This is a genomic window from Aeromonas hydrophila subsp. hydrophila ATCC 7966, from assembly GCF_000014805.1.
Lineage (GTDB): Bacteria > Pseudomonadota > Gammaproteobacteria > Enterobacterales > Aeromonadaceae > Aeromonas > Aeromonas hydrophila.
The window spans coordinates 1,834,038-1,852,281 of sequence record NC_008570.1 but is presented as its reverse complement, the minus strand read 5'-3'; the positions used below and the strand labels follow the sequence as shown (position 1 = coordinate 1,852,281).

Below are 18,244 nucleotides of genomic sequence, written 5' to 3'. Positions count from 1 at the left end.
CGCCAGCTACTCAGAGATAGTTACCTCATGGATATCCTCACCCACGGCACGTAGCTCGGGGCGGTACATATCCTCCACCTGGGTCGGCGGCACCTGATAGCGACCCGGCGTCACCGCCCGCATCAGGTAGACCAGTTGCTGGTTGCTCCCCTCGCTTAGATCCAGCGCTGCCGTGTAGCGGTCATCGCGAAACTCCTGATGCTTGAGATAGTCGTTCCACTCGCTCTGCCACGCTGGTTTCCCCTCAATGGAGAGCTCTTCGAGCTTGATGCTGTTGCCAAGAGTCGGGTTCTCCAGCTCGAAGCCAGCGGGCACCATCTCCACCAGCAGGGCATCGGGCACCGCCGATTCGCTGCTGACGTTGAGCCGCACCACCACCAGATCGCCGACCTTTACCTTGGCGGGATCAAACGGCTGGCCGTCGCTATTGAACCAGCTGCGGGTCACGCTTATCCCCTGGCTCAGCCGGGTAGGAGCCTGCTCGGGGTAACCGATCAAGGTGCGCTTCACATAGAGGGAGCCCTTGCCCTCATTGGTAACCGCACTGGCTGCCAGCGCCTCGGGGGCGCCCAGTTGCAACGGGGCCGAACCGCTCAGGGACTCGCTACCAAGAGAGGAGGTCACCTTGGCCTGCCAGTCGACGGCCGGATCGAAGCGGGCGAGTCGCAGCAGGGCGAGCCGCTCCTGAGTGCTGAGCCACTGACGGTGAGCCAGAGTATCGGCCACCTTGGCGCTGAGAGCGGGCCAGCGATCCGCAGCCAGCTTGTGCTGGCGCAGCAGGGAGAGCTCAAGGGCTTGGTCGCGCAGCGGCGACCCGTAATCCCCCAGATAGTCGTCACCGCGCTCGATCGTCTGCGCCCGGCGGAGGGCCTTGGCGGCATTCTGCTCATCCCCCATGGCCGAGAGGGCCAGGGAGAGGTGGAGCAGCGGCAAGCCGGAGCGGGCGTGATCGGCCTGCTGCTCCCAGACAAGGCGCAGGGTAGCGAGTGGCGCCTTGCCCACCCGGGCCAACACATAGGCGCTGTAAGCCTGATAAGCCAGCCGGCTGTGCTCGGGGGCACTGCTCCAGTGCTCGCCGTACTGGCTGTCGGTGAGATAGCTTTGCAGCCGGTTCAGCGCCTGATTGAGCATCGCCTCCGGCACGGCGTCGCCCGCCTCCTTGCGCGCCAGCAGGTAGTCGGCGGCATAGGCGGTGAGCCACTGCTCCTCGTCGGAGCGACCATCCCACAGGCCAAAGCCGCCGCTGGGCAGTTGCAACCGCTGCAGCCGTTGCAGCAGGGCGCGCTGCACATCCGCCTCACTCGCCGCTTTCTTGCCCTCTGCGGGTTTGCTCCAGGCGGTGCGCTCATCCGCCGTGGTCAGCAAGTAAGGCCAGGCACGGGACAGAGTCTGCTCCAGACAGGCGTAGGGGTAGTCGGCCAGCGCCTGCCACTGGGCTGCCGGATCCCAGGGCGGGGTGCCGGAGAGGCTGAGCAGCCCCTGCAGGTTGGCACGATCCAGCCCGGCCAGCTCAGCTGGCGCAAAGCTCATCTGCTGACCGGGGGCCAGCATCTGGTAACGCTGGCGAGTCTCGGCCGGCCAGGGGGAGCGTAGCGGCAAATACCAGTCGCGGCTGATGGCAAAATCCTTGCCGCTGGCCGCCAACTGCAGGCTCGCCACGCCGCTCGCCCCGGTCACGGTGAGCGGCAGGGTCAGCCACTGCTCCTCGCCATTTTTAAGAGAAAGGGTGCCGGGCAGCTCGCCGTTTGCCTTGAGCCCACCGTTCAGGGTCCAGGCAAGGGAGAGGGTCTGATCCTCGCCGCTCATGTTGCGCAGCTGTACCAGCGCCCGGGTCTCATCCCCTCTGGCGCCAAAGCGCGGCCAGCCGATCTCGGCCACCAAGGGCGCCACCACCTTGACGGCGCGCTCGGCCTCACCGACCTGCTGTTCATTCCAGGCCAGCGCCATCAGCGCCAGCTCGCCATTGAAGTTGGGCAAATCGAGCGGGATCACCGCCTTGCCGCTCTCATCAAAACTCACCTCGCCACTCCAGAGCGCGGCGATCTCGACCCGACTCTCCAGCGCGCCGCCTTTTTTCAGCGGCGCCCGATCGCCCCCGTAGTTGAGGCGGGCCAGCTTGCCATCCTGCGGCGGGATCACCTGGCCGTAGTTGTCGAACAAATCCTGTGCGAAGCGCTTGCGACCAAAGAAGATCTCGAACGGGTCGAGGGGCTGGTAGTCGCTGATATTGAGCACACCCCGATCCACCGCGGCCAGCACCACCCGCCCCTGACTGTTGGGGGTGGAGGTGGCGGTCACTTCCAATCGCGTGAGCGGCACCGCCTTATCAGGCGCGCTCAGGGTAAGCGGCAAACGGCGCGCTTCCCGATCCAGCGTGAGCGGCACCAGACCGACCGAGCGCAGGCTCTGCCCCTGCTGGCTACTGACCGACTTGGAGGCACTGTCTGGCGCGGCGATCTGGGCCGAGATATGCAGATCATGACGCTGCCACTCGGGGCTGACCGGGATCTCGAATTCGCCGCGGGCATCCTTGGCATCGCCACCGGCCCCTTTGAGCTCGATGCGCTGCCACCAGCGCAGGCCGTCGCCATCTTCCACCAGCAGCAACCCCTTGCCGGGGCGTGGCGCAACCAAGGTCACTTTGGCCTTGTCACCCGCCTGATAGGCCCGCTTGTCGAGGGTGATGGCAATCTTGTCGGGTCGTGCCTGCTCGCCACCGCCGCCCCAGGCGTAACTGCCGATCTCCACCCGCAGGCTCGATTGATGGCCCTGACTGTTCTCCACTTCCAATCGATACCAGCCCGCCGCCAGTGGCAGCGTGAGCGGGGTCGGCCCCTTGCCATCCAGCTGCAGGGTCTGCTCCTGCTCCAGATAGGGCTGACTGTTGAACTCGTACTTCCACCCCTCCCCATCGGCGTAGTGCCAGTAGTAGTCGCGGTACTCGTTGACAAGGCGCACCTTCACCGCCCCCGCCACCGGTTGGCCTTGCTCATCGAGGTTGAGGATCTGGAAGGGGAGCGGCTTGCCCCCTTCCACCCGATCCGCCACGAAATCGGCCCTAAGTGCCGGCCACTGGCTGCCTATGGGCCAGCCATACTGGGTGCGGCTGCGATTGACGGCGCGGCCACCGGGCTCGGCGAGCGACACCCGATAGGCCACCTCCAGCGGCCCGAGGGCGCGCACCCCATCGAGCTCATCAGCCAGCGAAAAAGTCCCCTTCCCCTGCGCATCGAGGGTGAGACTCCGCGGTTCAAGATCCTTGGCCTGCTCGGCGAGCAGCACGTCCCCCAGGGTAAACTCCTGCCACTGGGTAAAGGGCATGGTGGCGCGGCTTAACTTCACCTCGGCCTTGGCCTTGGTGGCGCTCGCTGGCGCACCGTAGAGATAGTCCCCTTGCAGCGGCAGAGTGAGGGCGGCGTCCAGATCTGTCACTTCACCATCCGGCCCCTTGCCAAGCTGCAGTTTCAGCCGCTCCGGCAAGAACTCCTCCACCAAAAAGGGCCACTCGAAGCGGCTACCGGCGGCGGTCTTGAGGTTGATGGTCCAGCGCCCGAGCGGCGCATCAATCGGCAGGCGCAGGCCGTAGTGAGCGGCGCCAAGGCTATCGGGCAGCAGGCGCTTTTGTTCGAGCAGCTGGCCGTCCGGCTGTTTCACCTCCAGCTCCACCGCCATGCCCGGCAGCAGCTGGCCATCCTGTCCCTTGAGCAGGATCTCGCTGTCGAGCCGCTCGCCGGGGCGATAGAGATCCCGCCCGCTGAACAGATAAAGCTGCTGAGCCTGCCAGGGCTGGGTGCCGAGATCGAAGGTGGAGAGATCGAGCGCCGCGCCATCGAGGCGCAGCACCGCCAGATGCTTGCCCTGTTCAGCCAGCAGCAAGCGAGCACCCTGCACCTGATCGAAGCGGCGATGGCCCTGCGGATCGGTGGTTTGCACCTGCAGCCGGTTGCCCTTCTCATCGAGCAGGGAGAGTTGCACATCCTTGAGCGGATCAGCCGTAGCCAGCGAGCTGACAAACACCTCCAGCTGATCGCTGTAACGACGGGCACTGAGCCCCATGTCGCTCACCGCGAAATAGGTGGTCTCCTTGCGCCAGTCGTAGTTGCCAAGAGGCGACATCACCGCAAAGTAGACGCCAGCCTCCGCCAACTGCGGCTCCTTCACATTGATGAGGCGGGTCTCGCGCCGGTTGGCATCGAGCTCCAGCGCGTAGCGGCCGCTAAACACCCGCTTGGCCCGCTGGGTGATCTGTTCAAGCTCCCAGTTGCCCATGCCGGCACCGGGGCGATATTCCGCCAGGAAGCGGGGCAGATATTCCGCATCGACCCGGAAGAAATCGATATTGACCTCGTCCACGTTGACCGCGCTGATGGGCAGGCGCAGCTCGTCGCGCAGCGGCAATACCATGCCGCTGGCGGTAAAGGAGGCCCCCGCCTCCAGCGGACGGGTCTTGAGGGTCCAACTCTGGGGGGATGGGCCCAACCCCGCCTTGAGGCTCACCTCATAGCTTTTATCGGGCTGAACGTTCGGGAAATAGAGGGTGCGGCCATCGTCGGCGAGGATCCACTCCCCCTGCACCTGCTTGCCTCCCTCACTGACCGAAAGCCAGCTCTGCCAGTTTGCCTTCGGCGCCAGGGGGCCGGAGAAAACCAGCGCCAGTGCCGGGGCATCCCGATATTGGCGGGCATTGGCCTGCACGACTGCACTCGGCGCCCCGGCCTCCTGCCCGGCAGCGGGTTGATTGGTCGGCGTATTGGCGACAGGCTTGTCGGGGCCGCAGCCGCTCAGCAGCAGCGCCGTGAATCCCGCCAGTAGCAGGGCCGACCAGCGGCGCCCGGGGACGGCCGTCTGTTGCGGTGAGGAACGAGAGAGGCGAGGGTGAGAGTCGACGCGGCGCATAAATGTCATCCCTGATTGGCTCGCTGCCAGTGCAGCGCAATAGCCAACAGGATAAGGGATCAGGCTCGCTTGACACAAAACTCATTGCAGTTAAAACGCAAGCTCCCCCCGCCAGATGCAACAGCGCCGCCCCTGGGGTCAGCGCTCTCTTGCGGCTCGGGCGAGTTACTCCATCACCGCCATCTGCCAGGTCTTGAAGCCGCCGGAGAGGTTCTTGACCTTGAAGCCGTGCTGGCTCAACAGGCGACAGGCCACGTGACCGCGCAAACCCACCTGGCAGCTGATGAGCAGCTCTTTGTCCTTGGGCAGTTCATGGAGGCGACCGCGCAGCTCATCCAGCGGGATGTGCATCGCCCCCGGGATGCGACCCAATTTGTCGAGTTCGGGGCCATTGCGCACATCCAGCACCTGCTGATGGGGGTGACGAGCCTCAACCTCGGCTGCGTGGCAGAGCAGGGTGTCCCCCTTCAAGTGGTTGCTGGCCACGAAGCCGGCCATGTTGATCACGTCCTTGGCCGAGCCGAAGGGCGGTGCATAGGTGAGCTCCAGATCCTGCAGATCAATCACGGTGAGACCGGCGCGCTGGGCCACCGCCAGCACGTCGATGCGCTTGTCGACCCCGTCCTTGCCGATGGCCTGGGCACCGTAAATCTTGCCATCCGGGGCAAACAGCAGCTTGAGGCTGACCGGGTGGGCGCCGGGGTAGTAACCGGCGTGGCTGCCCGGGTGGACATAAGCCTTCTCGAACGGCAGCCCCAGTTGCAGCAACCGCTTCTCGTTGAGACCAGTGCTGGCCACCGCCAGATCGAACAGCTTGCAGATGGCAGTACCCTGGGTCTTCTTGTAGGTTTCGGCTCGGCCCAGCATGTTGTCGGCGGCGATGCGCCCCTGCCGGTTGGCGGGGCCCGCCAGCGGGATCAGCACAGATTCGCCGGTGACGAAGTCGGTCTCCTCCACCGCATCCCCCACCGCATAGATAAAGGGATCCGAGGTTCGCATGCCCGCGTCCACCTTGATGCCGCCGCGCGGCCCCCGCTCCAGCCCCGCCTTGGCGGCGAGCAGGGTCTCGGGCTTGACGCCGATGGCGAGGATCAACAGGCCGGTATCGAGCCGGGAGCCATCACTCAAGGTCAGGCGTAATCCACTCCGTTGTTCAGTGGCCACGGCAGCGATTTTTTCCGCCAGCACATCCAGGCTCTCGATGGCCGAGAGGCCGGTGCGCAGGCGCAGATCGATTCCCTCCTCCCGGATACGGGCATGGAGCATGTTGGCCATCTCTTTATCCACCGGCGCCATCACCTGATCGGAGAGCTCCAGCAGGGTGACATCCAGCTGGCGCTGGTGCAGCGCCTCCATCATCTCCAGCCCGATAAAACCGCCTCCCACCACGGTGACATGGCGCGGCTGATCGTGCGCCAGCGCCGCCAGAATGCGGTCCATGTCGGGAATATTGCGCAAGGTGTGCACACCCGGGCTGTCGATGCCGGGGAACGGAGGCCGGATAGGTGCCGCGCCCGGGCTCAGCAGCAGCACGTCATAGGCTTCACGGCGCTCTTCGCCAGTCAGCAGGTTGCGCACCAGCAGGCTCTTGCCCGCCTTGTCTATTTCGATGACGTCGTGAAAGACCCGCACATCCACGTTGAAACGGCGTTTGAAGCTCTGGGGGGTCTGCAACAGCAGGGCATCCCGGTTGGGGATGTCACCACCGATGTGATAAGGCAGCCCGCAGTTGGCGAAGCTGACGAACTCGCCCCGCTCGAACATCACAATTTCCGCTTCTTCGCTCAGACGGCGGGCTCTGGCCGCCGCAGAGGCTCCACCGGCCACACCGCCTACAATCAGGATCCGTTTCATCAGCAAGACTCCAGTCAACGACAGATTGCCATTAAATTAGTGTGTTCTAATTTAGAATTCAATGAAATTTTGTTTGTACCGATTTTGCAGTATTCTTGCCACCCGACAGTCGTTCAACAGGATGTTATCAGTTCATGTCGTCAACCGCGCTCAGTCACCTTTCTTCTGCCAGCCAGACACCGCTGTTCTTTCGTCTGGACGTGCGCAGCCAGCGGCTGGTCGCCCTGACCGATGTGATGCAAACCCCGCTCTACTGGCTCGATGAGCCCAGAGGCCCCTGGCCGGCCCAGTTGCCGGATGCGCTGCGCCTGCCCATCGAGCAGGCGCTCACCAGCGGCCAGGGCGGCAAGCTGGTGCTGCGCTTTGCCGGCCAGCAGTGGCACGTCGCCCTCTCCCACGAACAAGATGCCTTCTGGCTCATCTGCCTGCAGACCCTGCGCCAGGAGCCAGTGGCCGATCTGGCGCTGCACCTGCCGCGCCTGAGCCAGATGGCGAGCCAACAGCAGTTTGCCGCCATGCTGGAGACCCTCAAAGAGAGTCTGGGGGCCGATCGCCTCATCCTCTGGCACTATCAGGCCAACGGCCCCCTCGGCAGCGAACAGCTGACCCCGGTCTTCACCCTGGGGGCCGACGAAGTGGCCGCCATTCGCGGCGACAGCCGCTACATCCGCGCCCTGCGCACCCGCAAGTCCCTGAGCTTTTCGGAGGCGGCGCACCAACCCATGCTGAGCCAGCACTACTACCTGGCCAATGCGGGGGTGAGCTCGCGCTTGGACGGCGCGTTGCTGGAGCAGGAAAAACTCATCGGCGTGCTGAGCCTCGAATACCTCAACGCCACCCCCCTCAGTGAAGAGATGCTGCAACTGGTGCGGCACAGCGCCCAGCTGCTCGGCCACTGGCAACCGCTCCCCGAACCTGTGCACAACCCTGTGCTGGCCCTGCCGGCCGAGCTCACCCTGCTGACCGGCATCGCCTATTGCCGCGCGCTGGTGCGCTGGGGCATGAGCGTCAGCGGTGCCCGCATCGGCTGGATCGGCGAGTACCAGCCCCGCGGCCAGGAGCTGTGGATGATCCCGCGCTGCGTGCTGGAAGGAGAGACCTTCTCGGTGCTCAAACCCATCCAGATGGACCCGGGCCCCGGCCAGGAGCTGTTCCAGCACGGCCAGGCGGTCTATGTGGAAGACCTGCCCCTGCGCTATCCCCAGGCCAGCCAGCTGCTGGCACTCAATTCCCCCGTCTATGTCGGCATTCCGCTGCACGGCCAGCACGGTGCCCCCATCGGCCAGCTCACCCTGCTGCTCGACACGCCGCTGGCCGACCCCATGCCGCTGCTCGATGCCCTCAGCAGCCAGCACGAGCGGGCCGCCGTCGAACTACAGCGCTTGGCCGCCGACGAAGCCTTGCGGCTGGCCGAGGTGGCTTTCAATACCCACGACGGCCTGCTGGTGATGGATCACAAGGGGATCATCCTCAAGGTCAACAACTCCTTTACCCGCATCACCGGCTTTGCCGACGATGAGATGATCGGCCAGCATATCGTCCGGCTCAGGCCCACCTACTATGGCGATCACCTGAAGCAGGACGTGCGCCAAGCCGTGGCGGCCCAGGAATTCTGGATGGGGGAAGAGCGCTGCCTGCACAAGGATGGCCACCTGTTCCCGGTGCGCTTGATGGTGAGCGGGGTGCAGGACGAGCACGGCGAGATCAGCCACTACGTCTGCAGCTTCTACGATATCAGCAAGGAGAAGGAGGCGGCGCGCCACATCGAGCAGCTCGCCTATTACGACGATCTGTGCGGCCTCTACAACCGCCGCAGCCTCAACGATATCATGCAGCGTACCCTGCAGGAGGCCAGCGGCCAGTGGGGCGCCCTGCTGCTGGTGGATCTGGACAACTTCAAGTCGATCAACGACTCCCTCGGCCATGCCTGCGGCGATCTGCTGTTGCAGGCGGTGGTGGAGCGGCTCAAGGGGCTGCCGCAGGACAACCTGGTGCTGGCCCGCATCTCGGGTGACGAATTCGCCCTGCTGTTCAGCGCCCTGGGCCAGGGCTATGTCACCGCCAAGATCCTGGCCGAGCACTTCGCCCGCGAGCTGATGGGGCTGTTTCGCATTCCGTTCGACATCGAGGATCACAAGCTGCACTGCAGCGCCTCGGTGGGGATCAGCCTCTTCTCCAGCGAGGACAAGGATCACCTGGTGCTGATGCAGCAGGCCGACACCGCCACCCACATGGCCAAGCGATCCGGCCAGGGCAACTATGTGTTCTTCAGCGAGGCGATGGCGGAGAAGGAGAAGAGCAAGCTGGCGCTCAACAACCAGCTGCGCGACGCCCTGCGCCACCACGAGCTGCAGTTGCACTATCAGCCGCAATACCGGGTCGATAACGGTGCACTGTCCGGCATCGAGGCGCTGCTGCGCTGGCAACGCAGCGACGGCAGCATGGTGCCACCGGCGGAGTTCATCCCCATCGCCGAGGAGACCAGCCTCATCCAGGACATCGGCTACTGGGTGATGAAGACCGCCTGCGCCCAGTACAGCTTCTGGCTCAACCGCGGGCTGGCCATTCCCCATCTGTCGGTCAACGTCAGCGCCCGCCAGTTCCACACCGTCGGCTTCGTGCAGCAGGTGGAATACATACTGCGCGATACCGGGGTGCCCCCCTCCCGCCTGCTGCTGGAGGTGACCGAATCCGTGGTGCTGGAGAACCGGCTGGAGAGCATCGCCAGAATGCGCCAGCTCAAGGAGCTCGGCATCCTGCTCTCCATCGATGATTTCGGCACCGGCTACTCGTCGCTCGCCTATCTGCGCGACCTGCCGGCGGACGAGGTGAAGCTAGACAGAAGCTTCATTCAGACCCTGGTACACAGCGAACAGGACAAGGCCATCGTCAAGGCGATCCTGGAACTGGCCAAGGTTTTTCGTTTTACCGTCACCGCCGAAGGGGTGGAGGACGAAGAGCAGCTCGCCATCCTCAAATCCCTCGGATGCCAGCATTATCAAGGCTTCCTGACCAGCCGGCCGCTCACCGCCAAAGCCCTAGAGAGCCTGCTGGGTGCCGCGGTACCGGGCTAAACATGTAGGATTTATAGGGCTTTATGTAATAAAATAACGGCCTGCTCGAATCATTGGAGTCGTCTATGTCTGTCATTAATCGGATCCCCGCTGTCGAAGTCAGCGCCACCGCCGCTGAAACCAGTGTGACCGCCGATGCATCCGGGGTCATTGGCCGGATCCATTCCGTTGAAACCTGCGGCACCGTCGATGGCCCCGGAATACGCTTCATCGTGTTCATGCAGGGCTGCCTGATGCGCTGCAAGTACTGCCACAACCGCGACACCTGGGACACCCAGGGCGGCCGCGAGGTGACAGTGCCGGAGTTGATGAGCGACATCACCAGCTATCGTCACTTCATGAATGCCTCGGGTGGTGGCGTCACCGCCTCCGGTGGCGAAGCCATGCTGCAGCAAAATTTCATCGCCGAACTGTTCGCCGCCTGCAAGGAGAAGGGCATCCACACCTGCCTCGACACCAACGGTTTCGTGCGCCACTACGACGAGCAGCTCGACAAGGTGCTCGACAATACCGATCTGGTGCTGCTCGACATCAAGCAGATCAACGACGACAAGCACATTCCGCTGACCCACGTCAGCAACAAGTACACCCTGGAGTTTGCCCGCTATCTGGCTGCCAAGGGCAAGACCATGTGGATCCGCTACGTGGTGGTGCCGACCTGGTCGGACGACGACGAGAGCGCCGAAGGGCTCGGCCAGTTCATCGCCGAACTGGGAGAGTGCGTCGAGAAGGTGGAGCTGCTGCCCTACCACGAACTTGGCAAGCACAAGTGGGACGTACTGGGCGACACCTATGACCTCAACGGGATCAAGCCGCCCAGCAAGGAGACCATGGACCGCGTCCAGGGCATCCTCGCCAAGTACCACAACAACGTCAAATACTGATAGCTCAGGGGCTGGCCGGGAAAACGCCGGCCCCTTTCACATCGGGCTTCGCCCACCTGCATGCCGTCACCGGACAAGGATCTGCCATGAGTGAAGGACAAGCCGCCGCCCTGCTGCTCTGGGTACTGCTGCTCATATTCAGCCTGCGCGGCACCTTGCTGCGCACCCTCTACCACAATCCGCTCTACCAGCATCTCTGCCTCGGCGGCGCCATCGTGCTGGTGCCGCTCTGGACCCTGCGGGCCGGCCTGCACGAGGGACTGGACGTGCACTTTCTCGGCCTCACCAGCCTGACCCTGCTGCTGGGCTGGCGTCTCGCCCTGCTCGCCCCCTGCCTCACCCTGCTGGTGCTCAGCTATTTTGGCGTCATCCCGCTGGCCGAGATCGGCTGGCAGGCCCTCATCGGCGTGGCCTTGCCGGTCGCCACCACCTGGCTGCTGTTTCTGGCCAGCTGGGCCTGGCTGCCGCGCCATCTGTTCGTCTACCTGTTCGTGGTGGCCTTTCTTGGCGGCGCCCTCTCCATCTCGGTCAAGGTGGTGGCCAGTGCCCTCCTGATGGGCCTTAGCGACACCTACCCCTGGTACACCATCAGCGCCGACTATCTTTCCATCTGGCCGCTGCTGCTCTTCCCTGAAGCCCTGCTCAACGGCATGACCATGACCCTGCTCGCCATCTACCGCCCCCACTGGGTCAACACCTTCTTCGACCGGGAATACCTGGGCCGCTAAGCAACACGCAGCGACAAAAAAGCCCGCAATTGCGGGCTTTTTTTATGGCGTTTACACGGTGCGGGGACGCAGGTGGGCATGCCAGCGTGCTTCCCACTTCTTGAACAGCCAGACGATGACAAAAGTCAGCAGCATGTAGAGCAGGCCGGCGGTCAGGAACGCCTCGAACGGGCTGTAGTAGCGGGAGTTGATGATCCGCGCGGCGCCGGTCAGATCGACGATGGTGATGATGCCCGCCACCGCCGAGCCCTGCAGCATGAAGATCACCTCGTTGCTGTAGGCCGGCAGTGCCCGGCGAAACGAGTTGGGCAAAATGATCCGGGTCAGGGTCTGCCAGCGAGTCATGCCAAAGGCGTTGGCCGCTTCAATCTGCCCCTTGGGCATGTTGAGTACGGCGCCGCGCACGATCTCGGCGGTGTAGGCCCCGGTGTTCAGAGTGAACGCCAGCAAGGCGCAGAACCAGGCTTCGGCGAACAGATCCCAGGCAACGCTGTTTTTCAGCCACTCCCACTGGGCGGCGCCGTAGTAGATGATGAACAGCTGCACCAGCAGCGGGGTGCCGCGAAAGAAGTAGATATAAGCCCAGATCGGCCCCTTGATCAGCCAGTTGCGGCTGTTGCGCAGGATACCGAGCGGCACCGCCAACATCAGCCCGAGGATCAAGGACGCCGCCACCAGCAGTACCGTGGTGTAGAGGCCCTGCCAGTAGGTGGGCCATTCGGTGAGAATGATTGAGAAATCCATGGCTTACCTCGTCTTTATCGCATAGTGACGCTCGGCCCATTTCAGTGCCGAGGTGGAGACCGCAGTGAAGATCAGGAAGATCAGGGCCACCGCCATGTAGAAGGTGAAGGGCAGCTGGGTCGAACCCGCTGCCAGGGACGCTTTGCGCACCATGTCATCGAGCCCGATGATGGAGACCAGCGCCGTGGTTTTCAGCAGTACCAGCCAGTTGTTGCCAAACCCCGGCAGGGCGTGGCGCATCATCTGGGGAAACAGGATCCGCACAAACACCTGGGTTGCCCGCATGCCAAAGGCGCGGGCCGCTTCCAGCTCGCCCTTGTCTACCGCCAGGATGGCGCCGCGGAAGGTCTCGGTCATATAGGCGCCGAAGATGAAGCCGATGGTGGCCACCCCGGCCGCAAACGGGCTGATGTCGATGTAATCGGGTAGCAGGGAGACCCACTCCTGGTTGGGATTGCTCGCCAGCAGGTAGTTGTTGTAGCTCTCGTTGACCCAGGTACAGAGGTTGTTGATGAGCACCTGGCCGCCGAAGAACAGCAGCATCATCAGCACCAGATCGGGAATGCCGCGAATGACGGTGGTGTAGGCGGTGGCAAAACCACGGGCCCATTTATAAGGGGAGAGCTTGGCCAGCGCCCCCAGCATGCCGAGCACCAGCGCCAGCAGCAGGGAGGCCAGCGCCACTTCCAGGGTGACCCAGGCCCCCTCCAGCAGGGAGGTTTCGTATCCTTTCAAATCAAACATATGCGGCTCCATTGCAACTCATTGAGCGGGATCTCCCGTCCCAATATCCTTTCAAACCAAACACATGCAGCTCCATTGCAACTAAGCGGGCCCATCGCTCCCTTGCGAGAGACAACGGGCCCGATGACTACAGACTAGGGTCAACCTGTCGTGATGATTCGCCGCAATTGCGCCGGCGGCTACCGGGGTAGCGCGCCTTCGGGGTTACTCGCCGTACACGTCGAAGTCGAAGTACTTGTCGTTGATCGCCTTGTACTTGCCGTTGGCACGCAGCGCCAGGATGGCGGCGTTGAATTTCTCTTTCAGATCCTTGTCGGCCTTGCGCACCGCGATGCCGGCACCCTCGCCAAACCACTTGGGATCGGTCAGTTTCGGGCCGATGAACTCGAACGCATCGCCACCCTCTTTCTTGAGCAGGCCGTCGCTGATGGCGGCGGAGTCGGCCATCACGTAGTCAACCCGGCCGGATTTCAGATCGAGATAGGCCTCGTCTGCAGTGCCATAACGCTTGATGGTGGCGTTGGGGAAGTTGTCGGTGATGTAGGTGTCCATGGAGGTGGCGCGCTGCACGGCCACTGTCTTGCCACTCATGAACTCCTTGTCGAGCTTGATCTCGGTGCCCTTCTTGGCGGCGAAGCGGGCCGGAATGTGCTGGTACTTCTGGGTGAAGTCCACCTTCTTCTTGCGCTCTTCGGTGATGTCCATGGTGGCGATGATGGCGTCATACTTGCGCGACAGCAGCGCCGGAATGATGCCGTCCCAGTCCTGTTTGATCAGGGTGCACTTCACCTTCATCTCCTCGCACAGGGCGTTGGCGATGTCGATGTCGAAACCTTTCACCTCGCCGCTCGGCTCGGTCCAGGAGAAGGGGGGATAGGCACCTTCCACCCCGATCCGCACCTCTTTCCACTCCTTGGCCATCAGGCTGCCGGAAGACAGGGCAGTGACTATGGCGGTCGCCAGCATCAGCTTGTTCATGTATCTCTCCTTGATAAAATCATCGACTGTTGCAATTGCAGATTATTGGGGATCAGCCCCGGCCATCAATAGATGGAGGAGATGAATTGCTTGAACCGTTCGGACTTGGGATGGGCGAAGATCTCCTTGGGATTGCCCTCCTCCTCCACACGGCCCTGATGCAAAAACATTACCTTGTTCGACACATCGCGGGCAAACGACATCTCATGGGTCACCACCAGCATGGTGCGCCCCTCTTCGGCCAGCTCGCGCATCAGGCCGAGCACTTCGCCCACCAGCTCGGGATCGAGCGCCGAGGTGGGTTCGTCAAACAGCATCACCTCGGGCTCCACCGCCAGCGCCCGGGCAATGGCCGCCCGCTGCTGCTGGCCGCCGGAGAGGTGACCTGGGTAGTAGTCGCGCCGCTCCCACAGACCCACCCGGTTGAGCAGGTGTTCCGCCTTGGCCATCGCCTCGGCGCGGGGCACCTTGAGCACCTGGATCGGCACCTCGATGATGTTCTGCATGATGGTCATGTGGGACCAGAGATTGAAGCTTTGAAACACCATGGCCAAGCGGCTGCGAATGCGCTCCACCTGGCGCACGTCCTCCGGCAACCGTTCACCGGCCCGGTTGGTTTTCATGCGAATAAGTTCGCCATGGAGGGAAACCGTGCCGGAAGAGGGTGTTTCCAGCAGATTGATACAGCGAAGAAAGGTCGACTTCCCCGAACCGGAGGAGCCGATAAGGGAGATGACATCCCCCTTGTGGGCGGTCATATCGATGCCCTTGAGCACTTCGTGGGTGCCGAAATACTTGTGCAGATCACGAACTTCCAGTGCGGCAACGTCGCTCATCCATTACAACCTTGTCTGTCCCTAGACGCCGCTGGGGCGTGACTCACGCCATCGCTTATTTAACAAAAAGTTAACCGATGGCAACCTTCAGCGAAAATATCACTCAGATAGTTAAAAAACAATACAGAACCGAGGTCTTTGGTGTTTTGTCTGTATTTTTATTGGCCAAACAGGTATTTTTCAGCACTTTGTCTGCATAAAACGCTAACCACCCCTGCCTGACAACACCGCCTTTTTATACCCCCAGCGCAAGGCTGGCAAGAAGATTCCTACGTTTTGGCCGCAAGCCACCCAGATTGACTTTATTCAACCATGCAGTACACGCATCCTGTTGAAAAATGGGCCTGTCAGACCCCGTTCTGGCTGCACCAGAATGGGCCGGCGCCCCAACAGCGGGCCTCCTTTCGCACCAAAAACATAACATATTGATAAAAAAGCTCCGGATGGAGCAGGCAAACACACAAATATGTGACACAGGCCCAATAAGTGATGATAAGGTGTCATTTTTGTCAGTTTTTGTGATCGAGGCCCCGATGTTGCTCAATGTGTTGCTGATCCTGCTGCCGCTGGTAATCGGCTATCTGGTACCCCTATCTTCTGCCCGTTTGATCAAGCTGGTCAATCAATCGCTGGGCAAGATGGTCTATCTCATTTTGTTCCTGATGGGGCTGGGGCTCGCCTACGTGGAGAACCTCGGCAGCAATCTGGCGGTGATCTTCAAGGTGGCCGGGGTGATGCTCGCCGCCATTACCCTGTGCAACCTGCTGGCCCTCTGGTGGCTGGACAGGCGCTCGCCCCCCACCCACGAGGCCAGCGACGGCCAGATGCCGAGCAAGCTGCACCTGCTGTGGGAGTCGCTGCAGCTCTGTTTCGTGGTACTGGGCGGCGTCTTGCTGGGGCTGCTGGTCGACCTGCGCGCCCTGCCCATCGACAAGTGGAGCGAGTGGGCGCTGATGTTGTTGCTGTTTCTCATCGGGGTGCAGATGCGCAACTCTGGCATGCGGCTGCGCCAGATCCTGCTCAACCCCTGGGGCATGAAGATCGCCGTCACCGTCATCCTCAGCAGCTGGCTTGGCAGCCTGCTGGCCGCCCAGCTGCTCGACATGCCGCTGACCCACGGCCTGGCCCTCAGTTCCAGCTTCGGCTGGTATTCGCTCTCCGGCATCCTGGTGGCCGACAAGCTGGGGCCGGTACTGGGCTCCGCCGCCTTCATCAACGATCTGGGCCGCGAGCTCATCGCCATCCTGATCATTCCGATGCTGATGCGTCGCCACCCCTCCGCCGCCATCGGCTATGGCGGCGCCACGGCGCTGGACTTCACCCTGCCGGTCATCCAGAAATCCGGCGGCATCCAGGTGGTACCGGTGGCCATCGTCTCCGGCTTTATCCTGAGCCTGCTCGGCCCCATCCTGATCCTGGGCTTCCTCGCCATCTGATTGCCCCTGAGCCACCCATCGCCAACAACGACAAGCCCGGCACTGCTGCCGGGCTTGTCGTTTAAAAGAGGGGAACCGGGTGTAACAGGCTCCCCGTCAACTCGCAGCCTTCAGGTGCGCCAGCAACCGCCGCTCATCACCCGCTCGATGGTAAGCGTATCGGGGTCGATCAGCAGCAGATCCGCATCCTGCCCCACCGCCAGCGTGCCCTTGGTCGCCAGCCCCAGTGCCCTGGCCGGATTGGCCGTCACTACTGCCAGCGCCACCTCCAGCGCGACCCCCTTGCCACAAGCCTCCACCAGCGCCTGCCACAGGCTGTCTATCTGGCCGCAGCGCAGCTCGATGAGACGCCCCTCGCCATCGAAGCGCGGCAGGCTGGCGTTGGCGTCCGAGCTGAAGCTGATACGATCGGCGGGTACCCCGGCCGCCAGCAGCTCCACCAGGGCGTCGGCCGCCAGCCGCTCGCCATCGTCCAGCAAGTCCGGAAAGCTCGACGTGGTGAGGTCGACCCAGCCGCCGGCCCGCCCCCACTCGATGGCCTCGGCAAACAGCCAGGGGTTGCGGTTGCAGTGGGTGGGATAGAGCTGGCGCAGCGGGATGTCGGTGCCATCGCGCAGGGCCCGCAACGGCGCCAGCGCCCCGCGCCCGTCCCCCAGATGAAAGAAGCTGACCCCGCTCTTGCCGGCAAGCAGCCCGGCTACCCGCGCCTCGCTCACCAGGCGGGCCAGCTCGTCGTGGGTCGGCGCACTGGATCTGTGGTCGCTGATGGCCAGCTCCCCCACTCCCAGTACCTCGGGAATGAGCATGATGTCGGACTCCACCGTGCCGGTGAGGGTCTTGACCGGCAGATGGTAGGAGCCGGTATACATGAAGGCGCTCACCCCGGCGGCGCGAAACTCGCGCACCTTGCCGAGCACCTGAGCCGGGCTGCGGGTCAGGCTGTCGGTACCGAGCGCCGCCACCAGGGTAGTAACCCCTGCGCTCAGCGCCTCCCTTGCCGCCAGCTCCGGCGTGCGAAAACCAAAGCCCCCCTCACCACCACCGCCGGTAATGTGGGCCAGCGGATCCACCAGCCCGGGCACCAGATAGCGGCCGCGGCCATCCACCCGCGTCAGCGGCCAGTCGGCGGGGACTGACAAGCCTCGGCCGAGCCAGGCGATGCGGCCATCGGCCACCAGCAGATCCTGGCGGCCCAGCGCAGTCGGGCCATAGAGTTCGGCGCCCTCGATCAGGGTCAACATGTGCATGCTCCTCGTGATGATGATGGGCGCCACAACGCGCCAGCCATGCTGCACTCTACCCAGCCGGCGGTCATGGAGGGAAGCACTTCCGCACGGCCAAGCGCCCGTTCCCGTAGGCAAGGGCTGCCGGATCCGCTAGGCTCAGCGACAATCCCCTCTGGCTGACGTCACCCTTCATGAACTATCTGGCTCACCTGCATCTGGCAGCCCATACCCACAGCTCCCTCACCGGCAACCTGCTGGGAGATTTCGTCAAGGGCGCCCTGCCGAGCACGCTCGGCACCGAACTCGACGAGGGGATCTGGCTGCACCGCAAGATAGATGCCTTCACCGACAGTCACCCCGAACACAGGGCAGCGGTGGCCTGCTTCGAGGCCCCCTGGCGCCGCTTTGGCGGCATCCTGGTGGACATGCTCTACGACCACTGGCTCAGCCTGCACTGGCCGCAGTTTCATGACGAGGCCCTGCCCCGCTTCCTGCAGCAGAGTTACCGGCACCTGCTGGTGGATGCGGACCGCCTGCCGGATGGGTTGCCGCTGCCCCTCAGACGGATGGCGGAGCAGAACTGGATCGCCTCCTATCAGCACAAAGAGGGGCTGGCGCAGGCCCTCAACGGCATCGGCCGCCGGCTGCGTCGCCCCCTGCCGCTCGGCGATGCGCTGCTCACCCTCAAGCAAGCGCAATGGCAAGGGTGCGAGGCGGGTTTTCTGCGCTTCTACCCCCAGTTGATGAGCCACAGCGTGCAGCAGTTGGCCCACTATCGCGAGACCGGCGGCCACCCCGGCTTGCGGCCATAAAAAAGGCCCCGCGAGGGGCCTTCTACCAACGC

At 63.3% G+C, this 18,244-nt stretch carries 12 protein-coding genes; 5 read left to right on the top strand and 7 right to left on the bottom strand.

The genetic code is table 11. From position 1 onward, the window contains the following. Window positions 1-6 precede the first annotated feature (6 nt). Window positions 7-4,896 carry an alpha-2-macroglobulin family protein gene (locus tag AHA_RS08515; protein WP_370511037.1) on the bottom strand — a complete coding sequence of 1,630 codons (4,890 nt, stop codon included), beginning with the start codon at window positions 4,894-4,896 and terminating at the stop codon, window positions 7-9. A 165-nt stretch (window positions 4,897-5,061) separates the two neighbouring features. Next, a complete protein-coding gene (locus AHA_RS08510; RefSeq protein WP_011705581.1) occupies window positions 5,062-6,750 on the bottom strand; it encodes an FAD-dependent oxidoreductase in 1,689 nt (562 codons plus the stop codon). A gap of 134 nt (window positions 6,751-6,884) precedes the next feature. Here AHA_RS08510 and AHA_RS08505 point away from each other — a divergent pair, with 134 nt between their 5' ends. From AHA_RS08505 to AHA_RS08495, 3 genes are all read left to right on the top strand, one after another. Then, window positions 6,885-9,824, top strand: coding sequence for a sensor domain-containing phosphodiesterase (locus AHA_RS08505; protein ID WP_164927597.1), 2,940 nt, complete (start codon window positions 6,885-6,887; stop codon window positions 9,822-9,824). A 65-nt stretch (window positions 9,825-9,889) separates the two neighbouring features. After that, window positions 9,890-10,708 (top strand): pyruvate formate lyase 1-activating protein, encoded by an 819-nt coding sequence (gene pflA, locus AHA_RS08500; protein WP_011705579.1) that lies wholly within the window; start codon window positions 9,890-9,892, stop codon window positions 10,706-10,708. Between the two features lie 86 nt (window positions 10,709-10,794). Then, complete coding sequence (locus AHA_RS08495; RefSeq protein WP_011705578.1) at window positions 10,795-11,436, top strand: energy-coupling factor ABC transporter permease; 642 nt, start codon at window positions 10,795-10,797, stop codon at window positions 11,434-11,436. Between the two features lie 51 nt (window positions 11,437-11,487). Here the strand turns inward: AHA_RS08495 and AHA_RS08490 are convergent, their stop codons facing one another. The 4 genes from AHA_RS08490 to AHA_RS08475 form a co-directional block, all read right to left on the bottom strand. Beyond that, window positions 11,488-12,180, bottom strand: a complete 693-nt coding sequence (locus AHA_RS08490; protein ID WP_011705577.1) for an ABC transporter permease — start codon at window positions 12,178-12,180, stop codon at window positions 11,488-11,490. A 3-nt stretch (window positions 12,181-12,183) separates the two neighbouring features. After that, window positions 12,184-12,924 (bottom strand): ABC transporter permease, encoded by a 741-nt coding sequence (locus AHA_RS08485; RefSeq protein WP_011705576.1) that lies wholly within the window; start codon window positions 12,922-12,924, stop codon window positions 12,184-12,186. 204 nt (window positions 12,925-13,128) lie between these two features. Then, entirely contained in the window at window positions 13,129-13,902 is a 774-nt protein-coding gene (locus AHA_RS08480) for an ABC transporter substrate-binding protein (RefSeq protein ID WP_011705575.1), read from the bottom strand. A 65-nt stretch (window positions 13,903-13,967) separates the two neighbouring features. Then, a complete protein-coding gene (locus AHA_RS08475) occupies window positions 13,968-14,738 on the bottom strand; it encodes an ABC transporter ATP-binding protein (protein ID WP_011705574.1) in 771 nt (256 codons plus the stop codon). A 533-nt stretch (window positions 14,739-15,271) separates the two neighbouring features. Between AHA_RS08475 and AHA_RS08470 the strand changes: the two genes are divergently transcribed. Further along, on the top strand, window positions 15,272-16,174 hold the full coding sequence (locus AHA_RS08470; protein ID WP_011705573.1) for a lysine exporter LysO family protein: 903 nt from the start codon (window positions 15,272-15,274) through the stop codon (window positions 16,172-16,174). Window positions 16,175-16,284: 110 nt separating this feature from the next. Here the strand turns inward: AHA_RS08470 and iadA are convergent, their stop codons facing one another. Further along, on the bottom strand, window positions 16,285-17,415 hold the full coding sequence (gene iadA, locus AHA_RS08465) for a beta-aspartyl-peptidase (protein WP_011705572.1): 1,131 nt from the start codon (window positions 17,413-17,415) through the stop codon (window positions 16,285-16,287). Between the two features lie 176 nt (window positions 17,416-17,591). Here iadA and AHA_RS08460 point away from each other — a divergent pair, with 176 nt between their 5' ends. Next, a complete protein-coding gene (locus AHA_RS08460; protein ID WP_011705571.1) occupies window positions 17,592-18,212 on the top strand; it encodes an acyl carrier protein phosphodiesterase in 621 nt (206 codons plus the stop codon). Window positions 18,213-18,244: the final 32 nt, after the last annotated feature.

Excerpts from the sequence above, each read along its gene's own strand:
- AHA_RS08515 (WP_370511037.1), bottom strand. The coding sequence starts at position 4,896 with ATGCGCCGCGTCGACTCTCACCCTCGCCTCTCTCGTTCCTCACCGCAA.
- AHA_RS08510 (WP_011705581.1), bottom strand. The coding sequence starts at position 6,750 with ATGAAACGGATCCTGATTGTAGGCGGTGTGGCCGGTGGAGCCTCTGCG.
- AHA_RS08505 (WP_164927597.1), top strand. The coding sequence starts at position 6,885 with ATGTCGTCAACCGCGCTCAGTCACCTTTCTTCTGCCAGCCAGACACCG.
- pflA (WP_011705579.1), top strand. The coding sequence starts at position 9,890 with ATGTCTGTCATTAATCGGATCCCCGCTGTCGAAGTCAGCGCCACCGCC.
- AHA_RS08495 (WP_011705578.1), top strand. The coding sequence starts at position 10,795 with ATGAGTGAAGGACAAGCCGCCGCCCTGCTGCTCTGGGTACTGCTGCTC.
- AHA_RS08490 (WP_011705577.1), bottom strand. The coding sequence starts at position 12,180 with ATGGATTTCTCAATCATTCTCACCGAATGGCCCACCTACTGGCAGGGC.
- AHA_RS08485 (WP_011705576.1), bottom strand. The coding sequence starts at position 12,924 with ATGTTTGATTTGAAAGGATACGAAACCTCCCTGCTGGAGGGGGCCTGG.
- AHA_RS08480 (WP_011705575.1), bottom strand. The coding sequence starts at position 13,902 with ATGAACAAGCTGATGCTGGCGACCGCCATAGTCACTGCCCTGTCTTCC.
- AHA_RS08475 (WP_011705574.1), bottom strand. The coding sequence starts at position 14,738 with ATGAGCGACGTTGCCGCACTGGAAGTTCGTGATCTGCACAAGTATTTC.
- AHA_RS08470 (WP_011705573.1), top strand. The coding sequence starts at position 15,272 with ATGTTGCTCAATGTGTTGCTGATCCTGCTGCCGCTGGTAATCGGCTAT.
- iadA (WP_011705572.1), bottom strand. The coding sequence starts at position 17,415 with ATGTTGACCCTGATCGAGGGCGCCGAACTCTATGGCCCGACTGCGCTG.
- AHA_RS08460 (WP_011705571.1), top strand. The coding sequence starts at position 17,592 with ATGAACTATCTGGCTCACCTGCATCTGGCAGCCCATACCCACAGCTCC.